Here is a 20,811-nt window from a genome sequence, read left to right on the forward strand (position 1 = left end):
AATTTAGTGAACAACCCACATTAGATGGTTTTTTTGAGCCATTTGTTCATGAATCCTTTAAACCCTTGTGTATTCTGCTTCAAAGGTGAAGGAAGTTCCTTGTACCCAGATGCAATTCTCTCCATATCTCGGGATGCAGCACACTGTGGATACATTAAAGTAAATGGTTTTTGATTCTTTACTGCACGCATCACGTGCTGATCATCTGTTATATATCCAAGCAAAGGGATTGTCGCATTTAAGAATCGTTTCGCAACCAGTCCAATTTTGTCACTAACCTTTTCAGCTTCTCTTCTGTTTTCTACCCGATTCACCACAATGCTAAATGAAACGGGATCGGTAAGTTGTTTATGCATGACTTTAATTAGTGCGTAAGCATCCGTAATGGAGGTTGGTTCTGGAGTCGTAACGACGATACATTCGTCAGCAGCAGCAATAAAACGTCTGTTTTCTAGAGAAAGACCTGCTCCTGTATCAAAAAAGATATAGTCCATCTCTTGTGCTAGACTTTCAAGATCGGATGTGAATCTATCGATATCTTCCTCCGTTAGAGTCAGCAGCTCTATTAGCCCAGATCCACCTGCTACATAAGGAAGTCCAAGAGGACCCAATTGAACAATGTCCCGAATTCGTTTTTCTCCTTTTAATACATGATACAGGCTGAATCTAGAAGACACCCCCATGAGTATATCGATATTGGCCATCCCCATGTCAGCGTCAAATACTAACACCTTTTTTCCAGATGCATGAAGTTTCAGCGCAAGGTTTAGGGTGAAGTTGGATTTACCTACACCTCCTTTGCCACTGGATACAGCAATCAGTCTGGCTAGATTCTTCTTTTTCATTTGGACCAAGTTCTCTTCATTAAGTAAAGGGACAGAACGCTTTAACATCAGTTCTCTAAGTGAAGCAGCCTGATCATTCATGGGGTTTCATTCCCAGTATGGAATCAGCCAGCTTCTTCGCATCAGGTAACATAATATCATCGGGAACATTTTGACCTGTAGTGATGTAGGCGAGCTTACTCGGATACTGATGAAGCACATTACATAAAGCTCCGAGTGTATCCGTTTCATCTATTTTGGTAAAAATCAGCTTCGCCGGTCCATATTTATGAAAATGTTCGAGTATGCTAAGCATGTCCTCGGTTTTCGCAGTGAGACTAAGTACAATAATGAGTTCACTTCCTGGTTGATCGGGAAGTAAGCTTTTAAGTTCAGACACGGCTAGCTCACTGCGATAGTTCCGACCTGCTGTGTCCATTAGAATTAAATCACAATCTGCAAGACGATCCAGAGCTTGTTTGGTATCCGCAGGTGATTGTACGATTTCTAGTGGAATCCCTAATATTGCAGCATATGTACGTAACTGCTCAATAGCAGAAATACGGTACGTATCCGCAGTAATAAGACCCACTTTTCGTTTATGCTGGAACATTTGCTCTGCCGCAAGCTTTGCTATGGTTGTTGTTTTGCCAACTCCTGTCGGACCAGCTACGTAAACAATCCGGGTGGACTTGTTAATTCCCGCATCGATGTGTTCTGTTAAAAACTGCTCAATCAAAGTTCTTACTGTACTTTCCCCGGTTACATGCTCTTCTTCAAGTAGAGTTTGCTTCGCCGACTCCATCCAGCCGTTCCAGATGTCAGTCGCAATTCCTTGCTTCTTCAGAGTTGCACGAACCTCGTTCAAATCGCCTGGTAGATTCACTTCGTTCGATTGCGTTTGCGCAATAGAAGCCATAAAGGATTTCATCTGGCTGATTTCAGCAAATAGTTTCTCATTTAAATTCCCGTTTCCTGCATCAATTTCCGGTTTCCTATGCTCCCTGCTTGAAAAAACGGAAAAATCCGCCCCTGCTGGGTGCGGCTGTGACTCTACGGGGCGAGGGAAAGATTCACCTAATCCATGAGGTGCTCCGGACAGAGTCGCCTTTGAATTCGCTCTTGTATTTCCTAATGTTGATTCCTCAGTTGCCGCAATTTGTTCCGTATTATTAAAATTCCCTGCTTTTCGGTAAGCTTCAGGAACAGCGTTTCTTGGTGTAGTCTGGATAGCAGAAGGAGGAGCCTGCTGCACAGGCTTCTCCTTCTGCTCTGGATCTTGCTCAACGGCTGCTATCACTTCAATCTTCTGTTTGCGGAGCAATCCTGCTAAACCACTTGCTCGAACAGTCTTTGTAGACATGATGACAGCATCTTGTCCTAATTCATTTCGAATGAGTTTCATAGCCTCGGGCATGGTATCAACGATGTATTTTTTTATTTTCATAAATTCACCACCCCGACGCTTTGAATTTCAACATTTGGTTCGAGCTCACTATAAGACAATACCGGAATATCTTGCATCGTTCTCTCAATAATCTGCCGGAGATACATGCGAATGTTAGGTGAAGTGAGTACAATAGGTTGCTGTCCGGACTGAATCAGACGATTGACTTGTTCCGTCAATTTCTGATACAAAGTTTGACTTGATACAGGATCCAGCGCCAAATAGCTGCCTTGCTCAGATTGCTGCACACTCTCGGCTATTTTTTTCTCCAGATTAGGTCCAACCGTAATCACCCGCATCGTCTCCCCTTTCAGGGTATACTGCTGGGTTATTTGTCTCGACAAAGCTTGTCTCACATATTCGGTCAAAACATCCGGGTCCTTTGTATATGTACCATAATCTGCTAATGTCTCTACAATCGTAACCATGTCACGAATAGATATCTTCTCTCTAAGCAACTTGGCAAGAACTTTCTGAATATCTCCAACAGACAAAACGGAAGGAATTAATTCGTCTACCAAAGCTGGATAACTTTCTTTCAAATTATCAATAATTGCTTTTGTCTCCTGGCGTCCTAACAGTTCATGTGCATGTTTCTTAATAAGCTCGGTTAGATGTGTCGCAACTACGGACGGAGGATCAACGACGGTGTACCCTGATAACTCAGCTCGATCCTTCGTTGCTTCATCAATCCATAAGGCAGGAAGACCAAAAGCAGGTTCCATTGTCTCAATCCCGCTGATAGAATCATCCTCAAACCCCGGACTCATGGCTAAGTAATGATTAAGCAAAAGCTCTCCACCACCAACGGTATTTCCTTTAATCTTGATCACATACTCACTAGGTCTAAGCTGAATATTGTCGCGGATTCGAATAACAGGAACAACAAGTCCAAGCTCCAGCGCACACTGCCTGCGGATCATAATAATTCGATCCAGAAGATCTCCGCCTTGACCCGAATCTGCAAGTGGTATGAGCCCATAACCGAATTCAAATTCAATTGGATCTACCTGAAGGAGATTAATAACACTCTCGGGACTTCTAACCTCTTCAATTTGCTGTTCTTCCTCCAACTGTTCCTCTGAAATTTGCTTATTGTTAAGATTCTTCTGCATTTTCCATCCTCCGAAAAATAACAAACCAGCGAGTGGCAAAGTTGTAATTGGACCGATCGGAGTAAAAAGCCCTAGAAAAGTTACAGTAGCTCCAACAATATAGAGAAGTTTTGGATATGAAAATAACTGTCCGGTAATGTCATCCGCAAAGGTTCCATCAGATGCAGCACGAGTAACAATCAGCCCGGAAGCTGTCGAAATAAGAAGTGCCGGGATCTGACTTACCAGCCCATCCCCGATGGTTAGTAATGAATAGGTAGATAAGGAATCACCGAAACTCATCCCCATCATTACCATACCAATAATAAATCCGCCAACTAGATTAATTAGCAAGATTATAATACTTGCGATCGCATCCCCTTTAACAAACTTACTGGCACCGTCCATTGCACCATAAAAATCAGCCTCACGTTCAATTTTGCTTCGTCTCTCTTTGGCTTGCTGTTCGTTAATAAGGCCTGCATTCAAATCAGCGTCTATACTCATCTGTTTACCCGGCATGGCATCGAGTGTAAATCTCGCGCCTACCTCAGCCACACGTTCTGACCCTTTGGTTATGACGATAAACTGTACAACGACAAGAATCAGGAACACGATAAAACCAACAACCGGCTGTCCACTGGATATCCAGTTTCCGAACGTAGCAACCACTTTACCAGCGTACGCTTCAGCAAGGATATGTTTTGTTGTAGAAATATTCAGGCCCAGCCGAAAAAGAGTTGTTACCAGCAATAAAGAAGGAAAGATCGAAAAGTCCAAAGCTTCCTTGGTGTTCATTGCCACAAGCAAGATAACTAGTGCAAGTGCGATATTGATGACCAAAAGGACATCCAGTAGTCCAACGGGAATGGGGAGAATCATCATTAGCACGATGCCGATAATCCCAACTAGGACTGATAATTCTTTAATTTTCACTGGTTTCTGTGCCTCCGATTCCCCGATGGTTTATTTCTGCCTTTCAAGTTATACACATAAGCAAGTATTTCAGCGACCGCCTGAAACAGATCCGCAGGAATGGAATCACCAATCTCAGCACGTTGGAACAAAGCTCTCGCGAGTGGTTTATTTTCCATAAGCATGACTCCATTATCCTTCGCTATTTCCCTGATTCGTAGTGCCACATGGTCCGCTCCTTTGGCTATTACCTTTGGAGCATCCATTTCACTGCCGTCGTATTTCAGAGCTACTGCAAAATGGGTCGGATTCGTAATAATGACATCTGCATTAGGAATTTCCTGCATCATTCGTTGCATAGCCATACGTCTCTGGCGTTCGCGAATTTTCCCTTTTATGAGGGGGTCACCCTCCATTTTTTTATACTCATCTTTAATGTCCTGTTTGGACATTCGAATATTCTTCTCATACTCGTATTTCTGGTACATATAGTCGAGTACTGCGAGTACAAACAAAGCAATTCCGATATTGAGTCCTAATTTCATTGTCATCTCAGCAGCAAATTTCATGATGCCATCGGAAGACAGATGACTAAGTCCTGCAAATTGATCTTTTGCTCCCCACAAGATGTCATACACTAGAAACCCGATAATGAGCATTTTCAAAACAGATTTAACCAACTCAACAAGTGATCGCATGGAAAAAATATTTTTGAACCCTTTAATAGGATCAATCTTGCTAAACTTTGGAGTAACCCCTTCTCCAGTGAGCAAAAAACCAACTTGTAAATAATTCACAAGGATACCTACGATTACGGCACCGGCAAAAATAGGCGCAAGGATAATCAGAATTTGAATACCAAGCTGTCCAAACAGTGACATTACATTGGGGATGGTTACATCCATACTGAGCCTGTTCAAAAAAATATCTTTGAAAGCATCAGCTATTCTTTCCTTGTAAAAATCCCCGAAAACGAGTAGACACATAAAACAGGTGAGCAAAATGGCTGCCCCGGAAACTTCCATACTTTTTGCAACTTGCCCTTTTTTTCTTGTTTCCTGACGTTTCTTGGGCGTCGCTTTTTCTGTTTTCTCCCCGGAAAACATCTGCAGGTCCAGTTTGAATCTCATCCTACTCTACCCCCGGTTTTACCTAACTAAAGGTTCCTGGCCAACTACTTCCAGCACACCTTGCATTGCTTCAAATAAAACAGCAAACAAATTCTCAAATACATATAGGAATCCTGGAACAATAAGGAGCAACATAGCAAGACCTACGATTATTTTCAGTGGAACCCCAATTACAAAAACATTAAACTGCGGCGCTGTTCTTGCAAGAAAGCCAAGTCCAACATCAGTCATAAACAAGGCAACTACAAGAGGGGCGGCCATCTGAAAAGCAAGCATAAAAGCTTGTGCAAATGCACGCATGAGCAGTTCCGCTACACTTCCGTCAGCAAAGGCCTGAAATATATCATTCCCGGCAAGAGGTACCCAATTATAGCTGTACACAATGGCATCTAGCATTCGATGATGCCCGTTCATGGTCAAAAACAACAACATAGCAAAAGCATATTTGAGGTTCCCTGTTAACGGTGCTGATGCTCCTGTCATCGGGTCATATACATTGGCAATACCAAAACCAATCTGTATATCAATGAACGCTCCGGCAGTCTGAATGGCAGTAATCATCAGAAGTGCTATGTATCCCAGTAGCAATCCCATTAAAATTTCCTTAATGATAAGCAGGACATATGCTCCATCCATGGGGATAACCTGCTCAGTACCAAAGGAAAGATACACAATAATACTAATAAAAACGGATAATCCTATTTTAAATATCCGGGGTACACCCGGTGTAGAAAACACAGGTGCCGCTACAAAAAATGCTGTTATTCGACAAAAGATAAGCAGAGCGACAGAAAATCCTTGAAGCATCATCTCCATGATTGATCAACCTACCCGATATAATTGTGAAGATTGTCTAAGATGTTAAACGTGAAATCAACCATCGATGCGAGAATCCAAGGGCCAAATAACAGCAGTGCCAAAAGAACGGCTACAATCTTTGGAACAAAAGCTAACGTTTGCTCTTGAATCTGTGTTGTTGCTTGAAAAATACTAATGATAAGTCCCACTACAAGTCCAAGGACCAGCATGGGGGCACTAATCTTCAAAGCGACAAATATCGCTTGCCCTGCTAGCTCTATGATAAAATCTGCTGTCAAGGCCGCCACCTCCCGATGTCTAGATGATCCCTCTTATGGACTAAAGCTAAGTAGCAGAGATTTAACGACCAGATACCATCCGTCCACAAGTACAAACAGAAGGATTTTAAAAGGAAGTGAAATCATGACCGGGGGCAACATCATCATCCCCATTGCCATGAGTGTACTTGACACGACAATATCAATGACTAAGAAAGGAATGAAAATCATGAATCCCATTTGAAAGGCAGTCTTCAGCTCACTGATTGCATACGCAGGAACCATAACCGTAAGAGGAATCTCCTCATAAGACTCTGGTTTTTCAACCCCGTTATACTCCATAAACAGAAGCAGGTCTTTTTCTCTCGTATGTGAAAACATAAATTTCTTCATTGGTACTGTTGCTTCTTTCAGTGCTTCCGTTTGTGTTAACTCCCCTTTTAAATAAGGCTGCAGTGCAACATCATTTATTGAGGATATCGTTGGTGACATAATAAATAAAGTAAGAAAAAGAGCCAGACCAACGAGCACCTGATTAGGAGGCATTTGGTTTGTTCCGAGCGATGTTCGTACAAAGCCAAGAACGATAACGATTCTTGTAAAGCTTGTCATAAGTACTAGAATTGCAGGTGCAATACTTATAATCGTTATAAAGAGAATGATAGATAACGAGCTTGTACTCGGTTCTTCACTGTTGCTATTTCCAATCTCAATGTTGATATCCGGAATCGGCTGCGCGTAGGCTTCCGTTCCAAACATGAGATGAAGAGATACCCACAGTAAGCAGACTAATGCAATCTTCTTGTTCATGAATCCCTCGACCGCTCTCTTGTTTCTTCTTCTGCAAGCCAGCTTTCCATCTGATCCTTGCGATCTGGCATTTCCCGAAGTTTCTTCTGAAATAACTCACCAAATGAAGCTTCTTCAATGTCATATGACTCCGCTTTGTTTTTGTTCTTTAGCAGCTGATTCTTGACACCAGTTATCAGTTTGGCTAAGGAAGGTTCTGATGTACCTTCCTGCTCAAACTGGACGATTAGCGCCCTGATTTCCTCAGGATCAGACAAAGTGTCAATCATGTGGACATCGTCCCCGATCCCAAGGATATAAAGTTTGCTACCCACTTCTACAATTTGAAGTGACTTACTAGGTCCAAGTCCAACTCCACCGATGACTCTCATCGTTCGCTTTTGGAAGAATGATTGATTCTTTCTTCCCAAAAACCGAATTAAAAGTACAATACATACAACGATAATGATAAGTACGAAAATTACAGTGAACATCGTCCCAAAGTAACTTGACCCTAGTGAATCCGTACGTCCTGAATCTGTCATTTCAACTTAAATGCCCAAAGTTTTATTGATAGCTTCAATTACACGATCCGATTGGAAAGGCTTCACGATGAAATCTTTCGCTCCCGCCTGAATCGCATCAATAACCATCGCTTGTTGACCCATCGCAGAGCACATAATGACTTTGGCATTCGGATCAATCTTCTTGATTTCCTTAAGTGCTACGATTCCGTCCATTTCTGGCATCGTAATATCCATCGTAATTAAGTCAGGACGAAGTTCTTTAAATTTTTCGATAGCTTGTGTTCCGTCCTGTGCTTCCCCGACGACTTCAAACCCGTTCTTGCTCAAGATGTCCCGAATCATCATTCTCATAAATGCTGCGTCGTCCACGATTAAAATTCGATTTGCCATGTTAGTTCAAATCCTCCTTGAAAATTTGTGCTTATTGTATTTTCTGTAGTCGGTCCCACTCGCTGACGATATCAGTTACTCGTACTCCAAAATTTTCATCAATTACAACAACTTCGCCTTTAGCAATCAGCTTATGATTGACAAGTATATCCACTGGTTCACCAGCCAATTTGTCGAGTTCAATGATGGAGCCTTGAGATAATTCCAAAATATCCTTAATTTGCTTTTGGGTCCTTCCTAATTCTACGGTTACTTTTAGTGGTATGTCCATCAATAAATTCAAATTATTGTCGCCTGTTTGCCCAAAACTACCATTTTGGAAGTTTGCGAACTGCACAGGTTGCACATTTACACCGCGAGCATGCATATTTCCGTAATGTTGCGGCTCTCCATTAGGTATTTGTGCAGGTGGCTGCATGGATGGATTAGGATAATTGGAATACATTGGTTGCTGAGATACTGGAGCTTGCCATGGATCCTGATACGGTGTATTCCCAGTAGTTTGATTAGGAGACATTGCCCCTTGTTGATTTATCTGTTGTTCATATAATGGCGTCTCATAAGCTGTGGTTGGCTCACTTACTACTTCTTCCACAGCTACAGCAGTCTCCGCCATCGTTTGTGGAGTTGTTTCCTCAGGTTCTTCAGTACCATGAATCAACATTCTCACCATCTCTTTTGAAAAATTAACACGCAAGAGCTGCATGATAGTAGAATCTATTAAATTACCGATTAGTAATCGGAAAGAAACCTTAATTAATGTTTCATCGATTGGAAAATTGTTCAATCCCTCGCCGCTCGACATGTTCAGGATATCAATGCTAGGAGGTGAAATATTTACGAATCGGTTAAACAGCGTAGACATCGATGTTGCTGAAGATCCCATCATCTGATTCATTGCTTCTTGAACTGCACTGATGTGAATATCATTCAGTTCCTCGTCCTCAGGATTGCCTTCTCCACCAAGCATGAGATCTGCAATAACCTGAGCATCTCTCTTCTTAATTACGAGAGAATTAATCCCTTCAAAACCGTCTACGTAAGTAACGTGTACCGTTACATGAGGCTTAGGAAATTCCTCTTCAAATTGGGATCTGTTAATAATAGAAATTTTCGGTGTTGTGATTTCAACCTTGTTACCGAGTAAGGTTGAGAGTGCAGTAGCAGCACTGCCAAATGTTATGTTCCCGATTTCACCAAGTGCATCCTGTTCAAGTGGAGTCAAAAAATCATCTACTGTTTGCACTACTGGCTCTCCACTGGAAATAGACTCGGATTGCTTTAATAAAGCATCTATCTCTTCCTGGGATAAATAATCTTTACTCGTCAAGTTCTTCAACTCCTTCAATGAGGATTTCATCTATCTGTACGGCTACACGATCTTTAAGACTTCCTGGACTTCCAATGAATTTAGCCTTTTCCCCTACCTTAATGGTTAAACCTTCATTCACCGGTTTTCCAAGAGCGATGACATCACCAACTCCAAGTGACAGAAACTCTGCAATGGAAATCTGGGATTCACCAAGCTCCGCAATAATAGGAAGTTTGGCTTTCTTTACTCTTTCTTTCAGAGCGACCATCTCTTCTGGAGCTCTCGATTTCTTTTCAGAAATAAACCACTGATGCGTCGAGAGTTTCGACATTATCGGTTCCACTACCACATGCGGAATGCAAAGGTTGATCATGCCTGTGGTATCCCCAATCTTGGTGCTAAGCGAAATCAAGGCAATTGTCTCATTAGGTGATACAATTTGCATAAATTGTGGGTTCGTCTCAAGAGCCTCCAAACGAGGTTTGATATCAAGGACGGTTTTCCATGCTTCTTGCAAACTATCAAATGCCTTGCTGAAGATACGCTCCATAATGATGATTTCCATTTCAGTCATTGTGCTTACTTTAGCGGTGGATGTTCCTGGTCCTCCAAGTAAACGATCTAGCATGGCATAAGCCACATTAGGGTTGACCTCAAGCACCATTCTTCCTTGTAGTGGTTCTGCCTCAAAAATATTTAAAATGGTCATTTTTGGAATTGAGCGAATAAATTCGTCATAAGGCAGTTGCTCCACTTGTACTACATTAATCTGAACAAAAGTTCGCAGCTGAGCTGAAAAATAAGTCGTCAAGTAACGGGCAAAATTTTCATGAATTCGTGTCAAACTTCGAATATGATCTTTTGAAAACCGAACCGCTCTTTTAAAATCGTATGACCTAATTTTCTTCTGGCTATCTTCCTTTTTAAGCTCTTCGGCATCCATCTCTCCCGAGGAAAGAGCTGCGAGTAGGGCATCAATTTCATTCTGTGATAGTACATCAACCATTTCATTCACCCCCTTGCAGGTTTAAAATTGAGCTGTAGCACATTACATAGGTGTAGAGAGAAACTTAGTAATACGGATATCTTGCAACCTTCCCTCTGTTAGTTCCTTGTTAATCAAATCGGTTAACTCATTATTGAAACTTTTTCTCCCAGCGGTTTTATTCAATTCTTCTGGTTTTGTTTCAGCCAGCTTTTGAATAATAATCGGTGTCACTACAATATCTTTGATCTTCTCAAACTCTTCTTTTGCTTTCTTAGTATTCAATTGGAAAGAAAAATTCATTTGAACAAGATAACTTGGATCAGCCAGGTTTGTTTTGACATCCGTAATTTCTGAGGTCACCTCTACAATTTCATCTGCTGAAAGATGTTTTTGGACATTTCCCTCTGCCGAAGCGGTCTTATCCTTCGCTCCATCCATCTGACCTGTCAGTATAAATATAGCGAGTACGATAAGTGTAATAGCAAGCATGGCGGTAGTGAGCCAAGGTAACATTTTCTTCATCTACATATCCTCCGTTTGTTGCTGCAATTTAATCGTTGCCGCATGGATACCAATTTCCTTGTTATATTCTTTGATCTTGCTAATGACTTCTTCTGCTTTTTCCAGTACAATCAAACGCTTGCCTGTAATGAGGGTAATATATGTATCAGGTGTTTCTTCCACAGTCTCAATGAGTAGCGCATTTAAAAACATGGGCTCTCCATTTAGCCTTGATAATGCTATCATCTCTTGCCTACCTCCTGCTATGAATTGCCTAGGAAGCACGAAGGCTTCCCATGCAACTATTTATTCATTATCGTTTAAGATTAACAACTTCTTGAAGCACTTCATCAGAAGTGGTAATAATACGGGAATTGGCTTGGAAACCACGCTGTGCTACGATCATTTCTGTAAATTCCCCTGTCAAATCCACGTTTGACATTTCAAGCTGCCCGGCAACGATAGCTCCTATCCCTGCTTCTCCGTCATTCGCAGTTACAATTTCAAACTCACCGTCGAGATTCGCATTCATTGTCATTCGGTATAGGTTACCCCCGATTTTATCGAGTCCACTTGGATTAGATACTTTACCGATCCCTAGTTGTACTCCCGCTTCCATCGTCCCGTCAGCCATTTGCTGATTGATGGTTCCATCTTGGCCTATGGAGAAGGCCACTACTTCATCATCAAGTGTAATTGCCGCTCCACCTGAATCGAGAACGAACAGTCCGTCAGAAGTTACTAATCTGCGATTTGCATCAATATGAAAATCTCCAGCCCGAGTCAGAAAAGGGACTTCCTGATCTTCAGAGAGGCTAACCAAGAAAAATCCGTCACCGTCAAGACGCAGGTCAGTCGGGTTATTCGTGGTTTGAGCACTTCCCGCCAAATGCATCGTGTCGATCGAACCAACACTCACACCAAGCCCAATTTGCTTGGAATTCACTCCACCCGATTCATCTGTAGGAGCAGTTGCCCCAGCAGTGGTCTGACTCATAATATCCTTAAACATCACTCGGCTTGATTTGAAGCCTGTTGTATTTACGTTTGCAATGTTATTACCGATAACATCTAGTTTCGTTTGAAACCCTCTCATTCCAGATACACCAGAGTACATGGACTTAAGCATAGTTATATTACCTCCGATTTATGATTAGCTGCTTCAGTCGATCCACAGCTTCGGCTTTCCGTTAGGGCCAACCTGATAATGACTATGAAATAATGACGGCACTGTCAATCTGGGTAAACACACCCTCCGTCAAAGAGGACCCATTTACCGCAGTTACGATTGTTCGGTTTTTTACATTTACAATGAAAGCTGTATCTTGCAGGAGGACAAGTGTTTCTTTGGAACCTTTGGCATCAGCCTTATCAATGGCGAGAGCAATTTTCTGCAGTTCATCTTTACCGAGCTCAATCCCCCGTTGCTCCAATCTTTTGGAAGCATGGTGGCTAAGCTTTATAAATTCATCATGAAGTAATTTGTCAAATGAAACATTTCCTTCTGATGAAGACTTACTTGTTTCGCGTGTAGTAGCAGGAGTTACAGTACCTGAAAAAAGTTGACCTACCCTGACAATGCCACTCATGCCTCAGCTCCGTCGGCTCCGCTGCTCTCCTCTTTTCCATTCTCAGGGGCAGAATCATCTGGATTCGTTTCCGTTTCCGGTACCTTATCTTCTGTGTTGACATCACTGATCTGTGTGATATCAGTCAGTGCAACTTCCATATCGTCAATGACTGCATACTGGACCTGATCACGAATAATAATAGAATCTACAATCCCACTTTGAACCTCAGTTTCATTCGATCCTTCGATCTTACCAATCCAGCTTACTTGTTTGCCAATAAGACCAGATACCGCACCTAAAGATTGAGATAAGCTCTGAAGTTGACCCGATATATTAGATAGTTGTTCTACAGAAGTAAACTGTGCCATCTGAGCTATAAATTCTTTGTCTTCCATTGGTTGCATCGGATTCTGGTTCTGCAACTGAGTAATCAGTATTTTTAAAAACTGATCTTTCCCCATCGTATCTGATGGTTCTTTTCTCGCTGCTGTACCCACATTGGAAGCTGAGTAGTTGGGCCATACGTTAGTAGTAGAAATAATATCTGCTGGCATTTTAACACCTCGCTTCCCTATTAGACTTTAGCCGTGAACCCATTTGTCTGATCTGTTCCTGTATATAACTCCAGGTCTTGCTGTTCCTGCATCCAAGTGCGAAGTTCATCTTGAATCTCGGCTGTTCTCAGCGCATCTTCATTTTTCTGCTCACGTTCTTTTGATCGATGCTGATTCCCAGACTGTCCGTTTGAACTGCCTCCATCCTGATACATGTGAGATGATAGTGAAGTGTTCTGAGTTACCTCAAGTTTTTCCACCTGAATTCCTTGGGCCGTAAGTACAGCTCTCAATTGTGTCATTTGTTGTTCTAATAATTCTTTCGCTCCTGCATGTTCTGTCATAAAGCGTGCTACCAAATGACCATTTTGCATCGTTAACTGTACATCTAGTTGACCTAAATGCTGAGGTCTTAAAGAGATAACAGCTTCCGACATACCATGCTGCTTAACAAACTCAAACTTGCTGACTACAAACTCTGACATGTCTTTAGCAAATTGTTGTACCGGCATCACATGCTCTAATTTAGTCAGTGGTGCAGTACCATTTTTTATAGCTAGTTGCCCCGCCGTGGTTAGGTTGGTAGCTTGACTCTCAATACCTTCATCACTGTTAACTGCTTGAGTTACTACCGTATCTTCTGAAGGATCCCCCGGTTCGTTAGCCGCTGATTGAACCATTTCTTTCGTAGCTTTGCTTTGCAGCTCATCGCCTTCATCTACTGTCTTCAGGAATGGTTGCATTGAAAACTCTGTTGCTTCAGTCGATGGGGTACTTACTGCAATACGGCTGAGTTCCGACACTAAGGAACTTAATTTAGCAACTGATTCTGTATTCATATCTGATTTCTGAAATATCTCTTTCAAACTAGCAATAAGCTGCTGCTGGGTATGTATAGATTCTTCTGTTAGTGCAGCTGCATTAGGATTGGTTTTACTTACTTCTACCAACTGGAATAACACTTCTTGTAAAGCATACTTCACTGTTTCAGGATTCTCTGAAAGTGTAGTAATCGCTTGGGATGATTCATTTTGTTCTCCTGTATTTTCATCGCTCACGGGATACAGATAACTTAGAGCCTGCTGCAACCAGTCACTTAATTCTGCGATTAACTCAGCATCCTCACCACTTTTGTGATCCTCATCCTGTTCAAGTGTTGAAATAAGATCTTCAATTACCGCTTCCAGTGAAAGTGCTGCTTCTTCATCGGCAATTAAATTCCCACCTGGAGAAACATTGGCTTCTTGATCTGTATTCATAAAATTGAATACGATAGGAGTTCCACTAGTACTCGCTGAAGTCTGCGATTCACCATCCGTCTGTAACGTTCCTTGTAAAGCAGTCAAAAAACTCACCGCTTCATTTCCCGTACTTTTACTAGTTGCGGATGCTGAATCAACCGTATTTGTTGATGTCTTCCCCATTTGGGAGAAAAAAGAGATCATCGTCATTTTCACCTCCTCTCAAATCGATAAGAAAGATTGGCTACTTTTGGCTCCCCATCAGTCGATTCATTATTTTAGCGGAGACAGCAGCATCCGTTGAAGACATTTTGTCCAGGAATTTGGCTCGCGTAGCATCATCCACCGTTTTCAAAATCGTAATCGCTTGATCAGGGCTCAGTTTGTACGTTTCAAGAATCAATTTTGCTCCACTGTCAGCCGACATCGACGAAAACGTTTGAGTTAGCTCACTTTTGTCCAGGTTTCGACTAGTGGATGTAGTTGTATTGGTTGTTTGATTGCTATTAACCTTTGACTGCAATGCTGCAATGGCGCGACTTTCCGATGTTGTCGTGTCTTTTAAGGCATTAGTAACCTCTGCAGCCATATGAGGAGTCATTTTTTCAAGAATATCTTTACGTTCATCTGATTTCATCTCTGCCAGAAGCTGAACCTGTTCTTCCTTTGTCATACTTTGAATGATAGGTGCTGCTTTACTTGGCTTCATTTGCCCGTACATTTTGGCGAGTTCTTTTACTTGTTTTTCGTATGGATCTACCTTTTCAGCTTCATTAGAAGCTTCCGCGCCATCTCTTGAACTCGTTGTTACCTGTAATTGTTCTATTTCATCTTCTAGTTTTTGTACTTTCGTATCTTGCTGGGCTTTCTCCTCTTTCACCTGCTCAAGCTCCGTCTGTGCAGTAGCAAGTTGTGTCTTCAGTTTGTCTATGACCGCATTGTTGCTTTCGATTTGTTTCTCAGCCTGCCGTTCTTTAAGAGTCTCTGGATCAAGCGATTCATCAGGTATCCATTCTTTAACTACTGGAATTTTACTCGCAATATCAATCGCATTTTTTCTGAAATCTACATTCAGGACGATTAGCAGAACAGTAACAAGTACGAGACAAAATACGATAGGAATGGAAACGATCATAAATTTTTCCCAAGCTCCTCCAGACTCTCGCTCGAGTTCTTCTCTATCCTTGTCTACCAAACCTCATTCCTCCTTCGGTGCATTCACGTAAGCTTTTCTCCTTACCGTGCCTTAACTGCAAAGCGCACCGTCGCCATCTCATCGAGTTCATTTTGTTCACGGAGGAGCATCTCCTGTTGATACTGCATTTTGGCTTTTTCCCGTGCCTGGTTCCACACTTTTTCATCTAGCATTTTATCATTCAGAAAAGCTTGATTTTGTTTTACATTCACTTCCGCATGAGCTACATCACTGTTTTTACGGGTGATGCAGTCATCTAGATAGTGAACATATCGATTCATTTCCTGTAAACTGGAAGCTGAGGCTCTTTTTTGCGAGAAAGAGGAAATGCCTTCCATAAGATTTTCTCGATCACGCACAAGTTCCATCAAGTGCGACTCTTCAGCTTGCAATCTGCCAATAGCAGAGGAAAGGAGCCACTCAGCTTGCGTTTTTTCTTTTGATTTAAGATCAACAACTTTTTGAAAATGATAAGTAAATCCCATAATGTACTAGGTCATCTCCTTGCAAACTCGGTAATCAATCTTTGTCTAACTTCATCCAAAATAACTTTTTCATCTACCTTTTGTCGGGTAAATTGCCAAATGTCCTGAATGCGGTCAATGGACTCATCAATCTCCGTATTTGATCCTTTTTGATATGCACCAATGTTAATAAGATCCTCGGAATTTTTGTAGACAGACATCAAACGCTTAATATTCTCTGCTGCGTCGATCTGCTCTACTGGTGCAATATCTTTCATAACCCGGCTTATACTTGCCAGTACATCAATAGCTGGAAAATGTCCTTTGTTTGCAATGCCCCGATTCAGTACGATATGTCCATCGAGGATACCTCTGACGGCATCTGCAATCGGCTCATTCATATCATCACCATCAACAAGGACCGTGTAAAAGGCAGTAATCGAACCCGTGGGTCCAGTTCCTGCTCTCTCCAATAACTTAGGCAAACTTGCAAACACAGAAGGTGTATAACCTCTCATGGCTGGGGGCTCACCAACCGCAAGTCCTACTTCACGCTGTGCCATTGCATATCTGGTAACTGAATCCATCATTAGCATGACGTTCATTCCACGATCTCGAAAATACTCAGCAATCGTCGTTGCAATCAGCGCTCCTTTAATCCTTACAAGTGCAGGTTGATCAGATGTTGCTACGATAACAACCGAGCGTTCCAGTCCTTCGGGTCCAAGATCTCTTTCAATAAAATCTAGTACTTCACGCCCCCGTTCTCCTATGAGAGCAATTACGTTTACATCAGCTGATGTATTACGGGCAATCATACCCATCAGGGTACTTTTACCTACCCCTGATCCGGCAAAAATACCTACCCTTTGCCCTTTCCCGATCGTCAAAAGTCCATCAATTGCACGAACACCAATACTGATTGGTTCGAGTACCCTCGGTCTATTCAGTGGATTGACCGGGGCACTCGAAGTCGAGTAACGCTGCATTCGAGCCGGAATAATTGAACCATCAAGAGGTTGTCCTAAACCATCCAACACTTTGCCAAGAAGTTCAGACCCCACTTGAATATTTAATGGTTTCCCTGTCCCGACCACATCACAGCCTGGTCCAATCGACTGAAGGTCTCCAAGAGGCATGAGTAGCACTTTATTGTCCCGAAATCCAACAACTTCCGCTTTAAGTGGAACTGCAGAGTTCGTCGGATAGATGAGACAAACATCTCCAATACTTGCGTCTGGACCTTCAGACTCAACCATAAGTCCTATAACCTGCGTAACTTTTCCATTAATTCGAACGGGGTCCAGATGTTTCAGCTGATCCATGTATCGCTGTGAACTAAGAACCTTCATATTGATTTGTTCGCTCCTCGCCATCCAGTGCAACCCGGATCAATTCTTTCTTGATTTCGGTGAGCTGTGTATCAATCCGAGCATCTACACTTCCGAAGGAAGATCGAATGACACAACCTTTGTCTTTAACAGATGCATCCGGCAATATTTTCAGCTCTGCCTGAGAGTCGATCGCGAAGGTTAATTCTTCTCTTGCAGCCTGGACAAAAGAAAATTCCTTAGGGGAAACACATAAAGTGATCACTCCCTGTTCTCTCTTTCTAGCCAGATTCTTTCGAATAAGATCAATCGTAAGGGTAGGCTCTGTGGAAAGCTCATGGTCAATTATTTTTTCAGCAATGGCACTACTCAGTTCAACAAGAAATGGTTCTGCTTCCTGTATAATTTGTTCCTTTGCTTCATAAGCATCGTTCAGTACTTCCTGTGCCTCTACCATTTTTTCTTCCATATATCTTTGAAGTTCATCTTTAGCCTTGTCTGCACCCTCTTGGTAACCCTGCTGGTACCCTTCTGACCGGAGTGCATCCATCAAATGCTCATCTTGGAGTCTTCTTTCTTCCCACCATGATGCGATTTGTTCTCTTGCCTCTTGAAGCATACGTTCAGCTTCTTCAGCCGCCTCACGAACTTGTCTTTCTGCAAAATCCTTTGCATTTCCCAGCATTTCTTGCTTGATTCGGATAGTCTCTTCATCAATCGTAGGCCTTTGTTCTTCTGAAGAAGATATCTCTATCTGATCGGAGTAAGGCTCCTCACCTGATTTATCACCATACTCATGAACCGATTTCACCTGTTTATGGGCATCGACGGGTACATATTGAAAGGATTTAATCAGATTAGACAACGATATCATCTCCTCCGCCGCGAGCAATAATAATCTCACCGGCCTCTTCCAATCTTCTGATGGTTGCTACAATGCGAGTCTGAGCCTCTTCCACATCACGAAGTCTAACTGGACCCATGTATTCCATTTCTTCTTTAAAGGTTTCAGCCATACGTTTCGACATATTGTTGAATATAGAATCTCGTACTTCTTCACTAGCAACTTTAAGTGCAAGCTGCAAGTCTGCATTGTCAATATCACGAATGATCCTTTGAATAGAACGGTTGTCGACATTAACAATATCCTCAAAGACAAACATACGTTTCTTAATTTCCTCAGCAAGTTCAGGATCCTGAATTTCAAGAGAATCGAGTATCGTTCGTTCCGTACCTCGGTCCACTCCATTCAAAATTTGAACGATGGACTCTATGCCACCAGCGTTTGTGTAATCCTGAGTAACGGTCGCTGATAACTTCTGCTCCAGCACCCTCTCCACCTGAGAGATAACTTCAGGTGAAGTACTATCCATCACTGCAACACGCCTTGCAACATCTGCCTGCTTCTCTTGGGGAAGAGAAGAAAGAATGACGGCGGCTTGCTCAAACTGCAAATAAGATAGAACGAGTGCAATCGTTTGCGGACTCTCATTTTGAATAAAATTAAGAATCTGATTCGGATCTGCCTTCCGAGCAAAGTCAAAAGGTCTAACCTGAAGGTTGGCTGTAAGTCGATTAATGACTTCCAGCGCTTTTTGAGAACCAAGTGCTTTTTCTAATATTTCTCTTGCGTAATTAATACCGCCTTGTGAGATGTATTCTTGAGCCAAACAGATTTGGTGGAACTCAGACATGATCAATTCTTTTTCTCCTGAGTCCACTTTTCTTACATTGGCAATTTCCAGCGTTAGCTGTTCTATCTCTTCATCACGAAGATGTTTAAAAATCTGTGCAGATACTTCTGGTCCTAATGTAATGAGCAGAATGGCTGCCTTTTGTCTTCCTGTTAATCCATTTCCTTGTGCTTTAACCAAGTCCCTCACCTCTATTCATCCGCAAGCCAAGTGCGAAGCAAGTTAACGAATTCATCAGGCTTCTTCTTCGCGAGTGACTCAAGTTGTTTACGTACTTGACTTTCGTTTGTAACAGTTTCCAGACTAATAGAAGGAAATTCGGTAGGAACCTGAAGCGGAAGATCTTCTTCGTATTCTTCTTCTTTGTTACGACGATTCCGGTATATCAAGTATCCTCCGCCTGCCAGTAGTAATGCAGCTCCTGCAGCTAGGCCCCAAATCATTCCGGAAGACAACTGAATTCCTGTTTTGGAATCTGCTACAGCTTGTGCTGGTTTCGATATTACGGAAACTTTCTTTTCTAGATCAGCGTCAATATATGTACTTCCTGAATTTGCAAGTGACGCCCTCACAATATTCACTAGAACGGTTTGAATAGCTTCTTGCGTTGGAGTGTCCAACACATTTTGTCCTGCTGGTGGTTCAACTGCTACATTAATGGTTAAATCTTTTACAGTATACGGACTTTGTACAATTTCCTTGGCAATCCGGTTAACCTCATAATTAATTGTAGTGGAGCTGTCTTCCCCACTTGAGGTATCGGTGTCCGCTGCAGGATAATTCACTACGTCACTTTCACCTGTACCTGCGACACCGCCATTCGCGGTAGAACCGCCAGTATAGCTGCTCTGTATATCCTGAACACTAATCTCGATCCCTTTCATGTTTTCTTCGTCTACAGGAGTTACGAGATTTTGAGTTGTGTTTACTTTGTCAAAGTTCAGATTCGATGTGACAAGTACATTAACATCTGAAGTACCAATAATACCTGATAAAAATTCTTTTACACTCTTCTGAACATCACTCTCATATTTTTTCTGGAGAGCCATATTCTCTTGTACTTCGCCAAGGCCACTTCCGCCTCCACGTTCAGATGGTTGAAGTTCTTCGCCTTGATTCGTTGAAATCGTAATGTTTTCTAAAGGCAAGTTTGGCACAGCCGTCTTCATTAAGTTAAAATATCCATCCACAGCATTCTGTGTCATTTGATACCCTGGTTCAAAAGTCAGCACTGCAGAAGCAGATGCAAAATTTTGTTCTGATCCTGCAAATAAGCTCTTTTCAGGAAGATTCACTAGGACCTTCGCCCCGCTTACTCCCTCCATACTTTGAAGCATTTGCTCAATTTCGCCATTAAAAGCATTGGCATATTTTACTTGAAATTCCTTATCTGTCATCCCCATTGTAGAAGCGTTCTGATCGAAGATGTCATATCCAATTGAACCATTCTGGATTAACCCCTGTGATCCCACATCCACTTTTACTCTTGCCGCTTGTGTGCTCGGCACCGAGATGCTCGACCCATCTTTACTTAATTCAAAAGGAATATTCCCGCTCTCAAGGTAATTAATTACTCCGGCAGAATCCTCTGCACCAAGATCGGTAAAAGCTACTTCATATTCTGTTTTAGAAAATTGAATCGTAAGTGCAACAATCGCAATGATGAGAAATACAACCGTGGAAATCAATAATACTTTTTGTTTGCTCGTAAATTTATTCCAATACTGAGATATCTTCTCTCTGTACTGGGCGATTCTCTCGTTCACTC

Annotated in this window: 23 protein-coding genes; all 23 read right to left on the reverse strand. The window is 42.1% G+C overall.

Features of this window, described 5'->3' with window-relative positions; genetic code table 11:
* Nucleotides 1-20: 20 nt before the first annotated feature.
* Nucleotides 21-926: a MinD/ParA family protein gene (locus tag KFT32_RS04595; RefSeq protein WP_211745928.1), complete on the reverse strand. Its 906-nt coding sequence runs from the start codon at nucleotides 924-926 to the stop codon at nucleotides 21-23.
* The gene (gene flhF / locus KFT32_RS04600; RefSeq protein WP_211745929.1) at nucleotides 919-2,271 is read right to left on the reverse strand and encodes a flagellar biosynthesis GTPase FlhF; all 1,353 of its coding nucleotides are present in this window, start codon (nucleotides 2,269-2,271) and stop codon (nucleotides 919-921) included. The genes KFT32_RS04595 and flhF overlap by 8 nt, the downstream gene beginning before the upstream one ends.
* On the reverse strand, nucleotides 2,268-4,301 hold the full coding sequence (gene flhA / locus KFT32_RS04605) for a flagellar biosynthesis protein FlhA (protein WP_211745930.1): 2,034 nt from the start codon (nucleotides 4,299-4,301) through the stop codon (nucleotides 2,268-2,270). Before flhA ends, flhF begins: the two co-directional genes overlap by 4 nt.
* A complete protein-coding gene (gene flhB / locus KFT32_RS04610; RefSeq protein WP_211745931.1) occupies nucleotides 4,298-5,410 on the reverse strand; it encodes a flagellar biosynthesis protein FlhB in 1,113 nt (370 codons plus the stop codon). Before flhB ends, flhA begins: the two co-directional genes overlap by 4 nt.
* A gap of 18 nt (nucleotides 5,411-5,428) precedes the next feature.
* Nucleotides 5,429-6,226 carry a flagellar biosynthetic protein FliR gene (gene fliR / locus KFT32_RS04615; protein ID WP_211745932.1) on the reverse strand — a complete coding sequence of 266 codons (798 nt, stop codon included), beginning with the start codon at nucleotides 6,224-6,226 and terminating at the stop codon, nucleotides 5,429-5,431.
* A gap of 11 nt (nucleotides 6,227-6,237) precedes the next feature.
* Entirely contained in the window at nucleotides 6,238-6,507 is a 270-nt protein-coding gene (gene fliQ, locus KFT32_RS04620) for a flagellar biosynthesis protein FliQ (protein WP_211745933.1), read from the reverse strand.
* Between the two features lie 33 nt (nucleotides 6,508-6,540).
* Complete coding sequence (gene fliP, locus KFT32_RS04625; protein ID WP_211745934.1) at nucleotides 6,541-7,296, reverse strand: flagellar type III secretion system pore protein FliP; 756 nt, start codon at nucleotides 7,294-7,296, stop codon at nucleotides 6,541-6,543.
* Nucleotides 7,293-7,820, reverse strand: coding sequence for a flagellar biosynthetic protein FliO (locus KFT32_RS04630; protein WP_211745935.1), 528 nt, complete (start codon nucleotides 7,818-7,820; stop codon nucleotides 7,293-7,295). Before KFT32_RS04630 ends, fliP begins: the two co-directional genes overlap by 4 nt.
* Nucleotides 7,821-7,826: 6 nt before the next feature.
* Nucleotides 7,827-8,192 carry a response regulator gene (locus KFT32_RS04635; protein WP_211745936.1) on the reverse strand — a complete coding sequence of 122 codons (366 nt, stop codon included), beginning with the start codon at nucleotides 8,190-8,192 and terminating at the stop codon, nucleotides 7,827-7,829.
* 31 nt (nucleotides 8,193-8,223) lie between these two features.
* Nucleotides 8,224-9,522 carry a flagellar motor switch phosphatase FliY gene (fliY, locus tag KFT32_RS04640; protein ID WP_211745937.1) on the reverse strand — a complete coding sequence of 433 codons (1,299 nt, stop codon included), beginning with the start codon at nucleotides 9,520-9,522 and terminating at the stop codon, nucleotides 8,224-8,226.
* Complete coding sequence (gene fliM, locus KFT32_RS04645; protein ID WP_211745938.1) at nucleotides 9,512-10,510, reverse strand: flagellar motor switch protein FliM; 999 nt, start codon at nucleotides 10,508-10,510, stop codon at nucleotides 9,512-9,514. Before fliM ends, fliY begins: the two co-directional genes overlap by 11 nt.
* Nucleotides 10,511-10,552: 42 nt before the next feature.
* Nucleotides 10,553-11,014 carry a flagellar basal body-associated FliL family protein gene (locus KFT32_RS04650; RefSeq protein WP_211745939.1) on the reverse strand — a complete coding sequence of 154 codons (462 nt, stop codon included), beginning with the start codon at nucleotides 11,012-11,014 and terminating at the stop codon, nucleotides 10,553-10,555.
* Nucleotides 11,015-11,239 carry a flagellar FlbD family protein gene (locus tag KFT32_RS04655; RefSeq protein ID WP_211745940.1) on the reverse strand — a complete coding sequence of 75 codons (225 nt, stop codon included), beginning with the start codon at nucleotides 11,237-11,239 and terminating at the stop codon, nucleotides 11,015-11,017. It abuts the gene before it with no gap.
* Nucleotides 11,240-11,306: 67 nt separating this feature from the next.
* Complete coding sequence (flgG, locus tag KFT32_RS04660; protein ID WP_211745941.1) at nucleotides 11,307-12,122, reverse strand: flagellar basal body rod protein FlgG; 816 nt, start codon at nucleotides 12,120-12,122, stop codon at nucleotides 11,307-11,309.
* A gap of 82 nt (nucleotides 12,123-12,204) precedes the next feature.
* A complete protein-coding gene (locus KFT32_RS04665) occupies nucleotides 12,205-12,582 on the reverse strand; it encodes a TIGR02530 family flagellar biosynthesis protein (protein WP_211745942.1) in 378 nt (125 codons plus the stop codon).
* Nucleotides 12,579-13,118, reverse strand: coding sequence for a flagellar hook capping FlgD N-terminal domain-containing protein (locus KFT32_RS04670; RefSeq protein ID WP_211745943.1), 540 nt, complete (start codon nucleotides 13,116-13,118; stop codon nucleotides 12,579-12,581). The genes KFT32_RS04665 and KFT32_RS04670 overlap by 4 nt, the downstream gene beginning before the upstream one ends.
* Nucleotides 13,119-13,138: 20 nt before the next feature.
* Nucleotides 13,139-14,569, reverse strand: coding sequence for a flagellar hook-length control protein FliK (locus tag KFT32_RS04675; protein ID WP_211745944.1), 1,431 nt, complete (start codon nucleotides 14,567-14,569; stop codon nucleotides 13,139-13,141).
* Between the two features lie 34 nt (nucleotides 14,570-14,603).
* On the reverse strand, nucleotides 14,604-15,554 hold the full coding sequence (locus tag KFT32_RS04680) for a MotE family protein (protein ID WP_211745945.1): 951 nt from the start codon (nucleotides 15,552-15,554) through the stop codon (nucleotides 14,604-14,606).
* A gap of 41 nt (nucleotides 15,555-15,595) precedes the next feature.
* Nucleotides 15,596-16,039, reverse strand: a complete 444-nt coding sequence (gene fliJ / locus KFT32_RS04685; protein ID WP_211745946.1) for a flagellar export protein FliJ — start codon at nucleotides 16,037-16,039, stop codon at nucleotides 15,596-15,598.
* Between the two features lie 11 nt (nucleotides 16,040-16,050).
* Nucleotides 16,051-17,370: a flagellar protein export ATPase FliI gene (fliI, locus tag KFT32_RS04690; RefSeq protein WP_211745947.1), complete on the reverse strand. Its 1,320-nt coding sequence runs from the start codon at nucleotides 17,368-17,370 to the stop codon at nucleotides 16,051-16,053.
* On the reverse strand, nucleotides 17,357-18,214 hold the full coding sequence (locus tag KFT32_RS04695) for a FliH/SctL family protein (protein WP_211745948.1): 858 nt from the start codon (nucleotides 18,212-18,214) through the stop codon (nucleotides 17,357-17,359). Before KFT32_RS04695 ends, fliI begins: the two co-directional genes overlap by 14 nt.
* The gene (gene fliG / locus KFT32_RS04700) at nucleotides 18,207-19,223 is read right to left on the reverse strand and encodes a flagellar motor switch protein FliG (protein WP_211745949.1); all 1,017 of its coding nucleotides are present in this window, start codon (nucleotides 19,221-19,223) and stop codon (nucleotides 18,207-18,209) included. The genes KFT32_RS04695 and fliG overlap by 8 nt, the downstream gene beginning before the upstream one ends.
* 11 nt (nucleotides 19,224-19,234) lie before the next feature.
* Nucleotides 19,235-20,809, reverse strand: coding sequence for a flagellar basal-body MS-ring/collar protein FliF (gene fliF, locus KFT32_RS04705; protein WP_211745950.1), 1,575 nt, complete (start codon nucleotides 20,807-20,809; stop codon nucleotides 19,235-19,237).
* Between the last annotated feature and the right edge of the window lie 2 nt (nucleotides 20,810-20,811).

The sequence above is a fragment of the Paenibacillus sp. Marseille-Q4541 genome (assembly GCF_018310695.1).
Lineage (GTDB): Bacteria > Bacillota > Bacilli > Paenibacillales > Paenibacillaceae > Paenibacillus.

Coding starts and splice junctions, on each gene's coding strand:
- KFT32_RS04595 (WP_211745928.1), bottom strand. CDS start 926: ATGAATGATCAGGCTGCTTCACTTAGAGAACTGATGTTAAAGCGTTCT.
- flhF (WP_211745929.1), bottom strand. CDS start 2,271: ATGAAAATAAAAAAATACATCGTTGATACCATGCCCGAGGCTATGAAA.
- flhB (WP_211745931.1), bottom strand. CDS start 5,410: ATGAGATTCAAACTGGACCTGCAGATGTTTTCCGGGGAGAAAACAGAA.
- fliR (WP_211745932.1), bottom strand. CDS start 6,226: ATGGAGATGATGCTTCAAGGATTTTCTGTCGCTCTGCTTATCTTTTGT.
- fliP (WP_211745934.1), bottom strand. CDS start 7,296: ATGAACAAGAAGATTGCATTAGTCTGCTTACTGTGGGTATCTCTTCAT.
- KFT32_RS04630 (WP_211745935.1), bottom strand. CDS start 7,820: ATGACAGATTCAGGACGTACGGATTCACTAGGGTCAAGTTACTTTGGG.
- KFT32_RS04635 (WP_211745936.1), bottom strand. CDS start 8,192: ATGGCAAATCGAATTTTAATCGTGGACGACGCAGCATTTATGAGAATG.
- fliM (WP_211745938.1), bottom strand. CDS start 10,510: ATGGTTGATGTACTATCACAGAATGAAATTGATGCCCTACTCGCAGCT.
- KFT32_RS04650 (WP_211745939.1), bottom strand. CDS start 11,014: ATGAAGAAAATGTTACCTTGGCTCACTACCGCCATGCTTGCTATTACA.
- KFT32_RS04655 (WP_211745940.1), bottom strand. CDS start 11,239: ATGATAGCATTATCAAGGCTAAATGGAGAGCCCATGTTTTTAAATGCG.
- flgG (WP_211745941.1), bottom strand. CDS start 12,122: ATGCTTAAGTCCATGTACTCTGGTGTATCTGGAATGAGAGGGTTTCAA.
- KFT32_RS04665 (WP_211745942.1), bottom strand. CDS start 12,582: ATGAGTGGCATTGTCAGGGTAGGTCAACTTTTTTCAGGTACTGTAACT.
- KFT32_RS04670 (WP_211745943.1), bottom strand. CDS start 13,118: ATGCCAGCAGATATTATTTCTACTACTAACGTATGGCCCAACTACTCA.
- KFT32_RS04675 (WP_211745944.1), bottom strand. CDS start 14,569: ATGACGATGATCTCTTTTTTCTCCCAAATGGGGAAGACATCAACAAAT.
- fliJ (WP_211745946.1), bottom strand. CDS start 16,039: ATGGGATTTACTTATCATTTTCAAAAAGTTGTTGATCTTAAATCAAAA.
- fliI (WP_211745947.1), bottom strand. CDS start 17,370: ATGAAGGTTCTTAGTTCACAGCGATACATGGATCAGCTGAAACATCTG.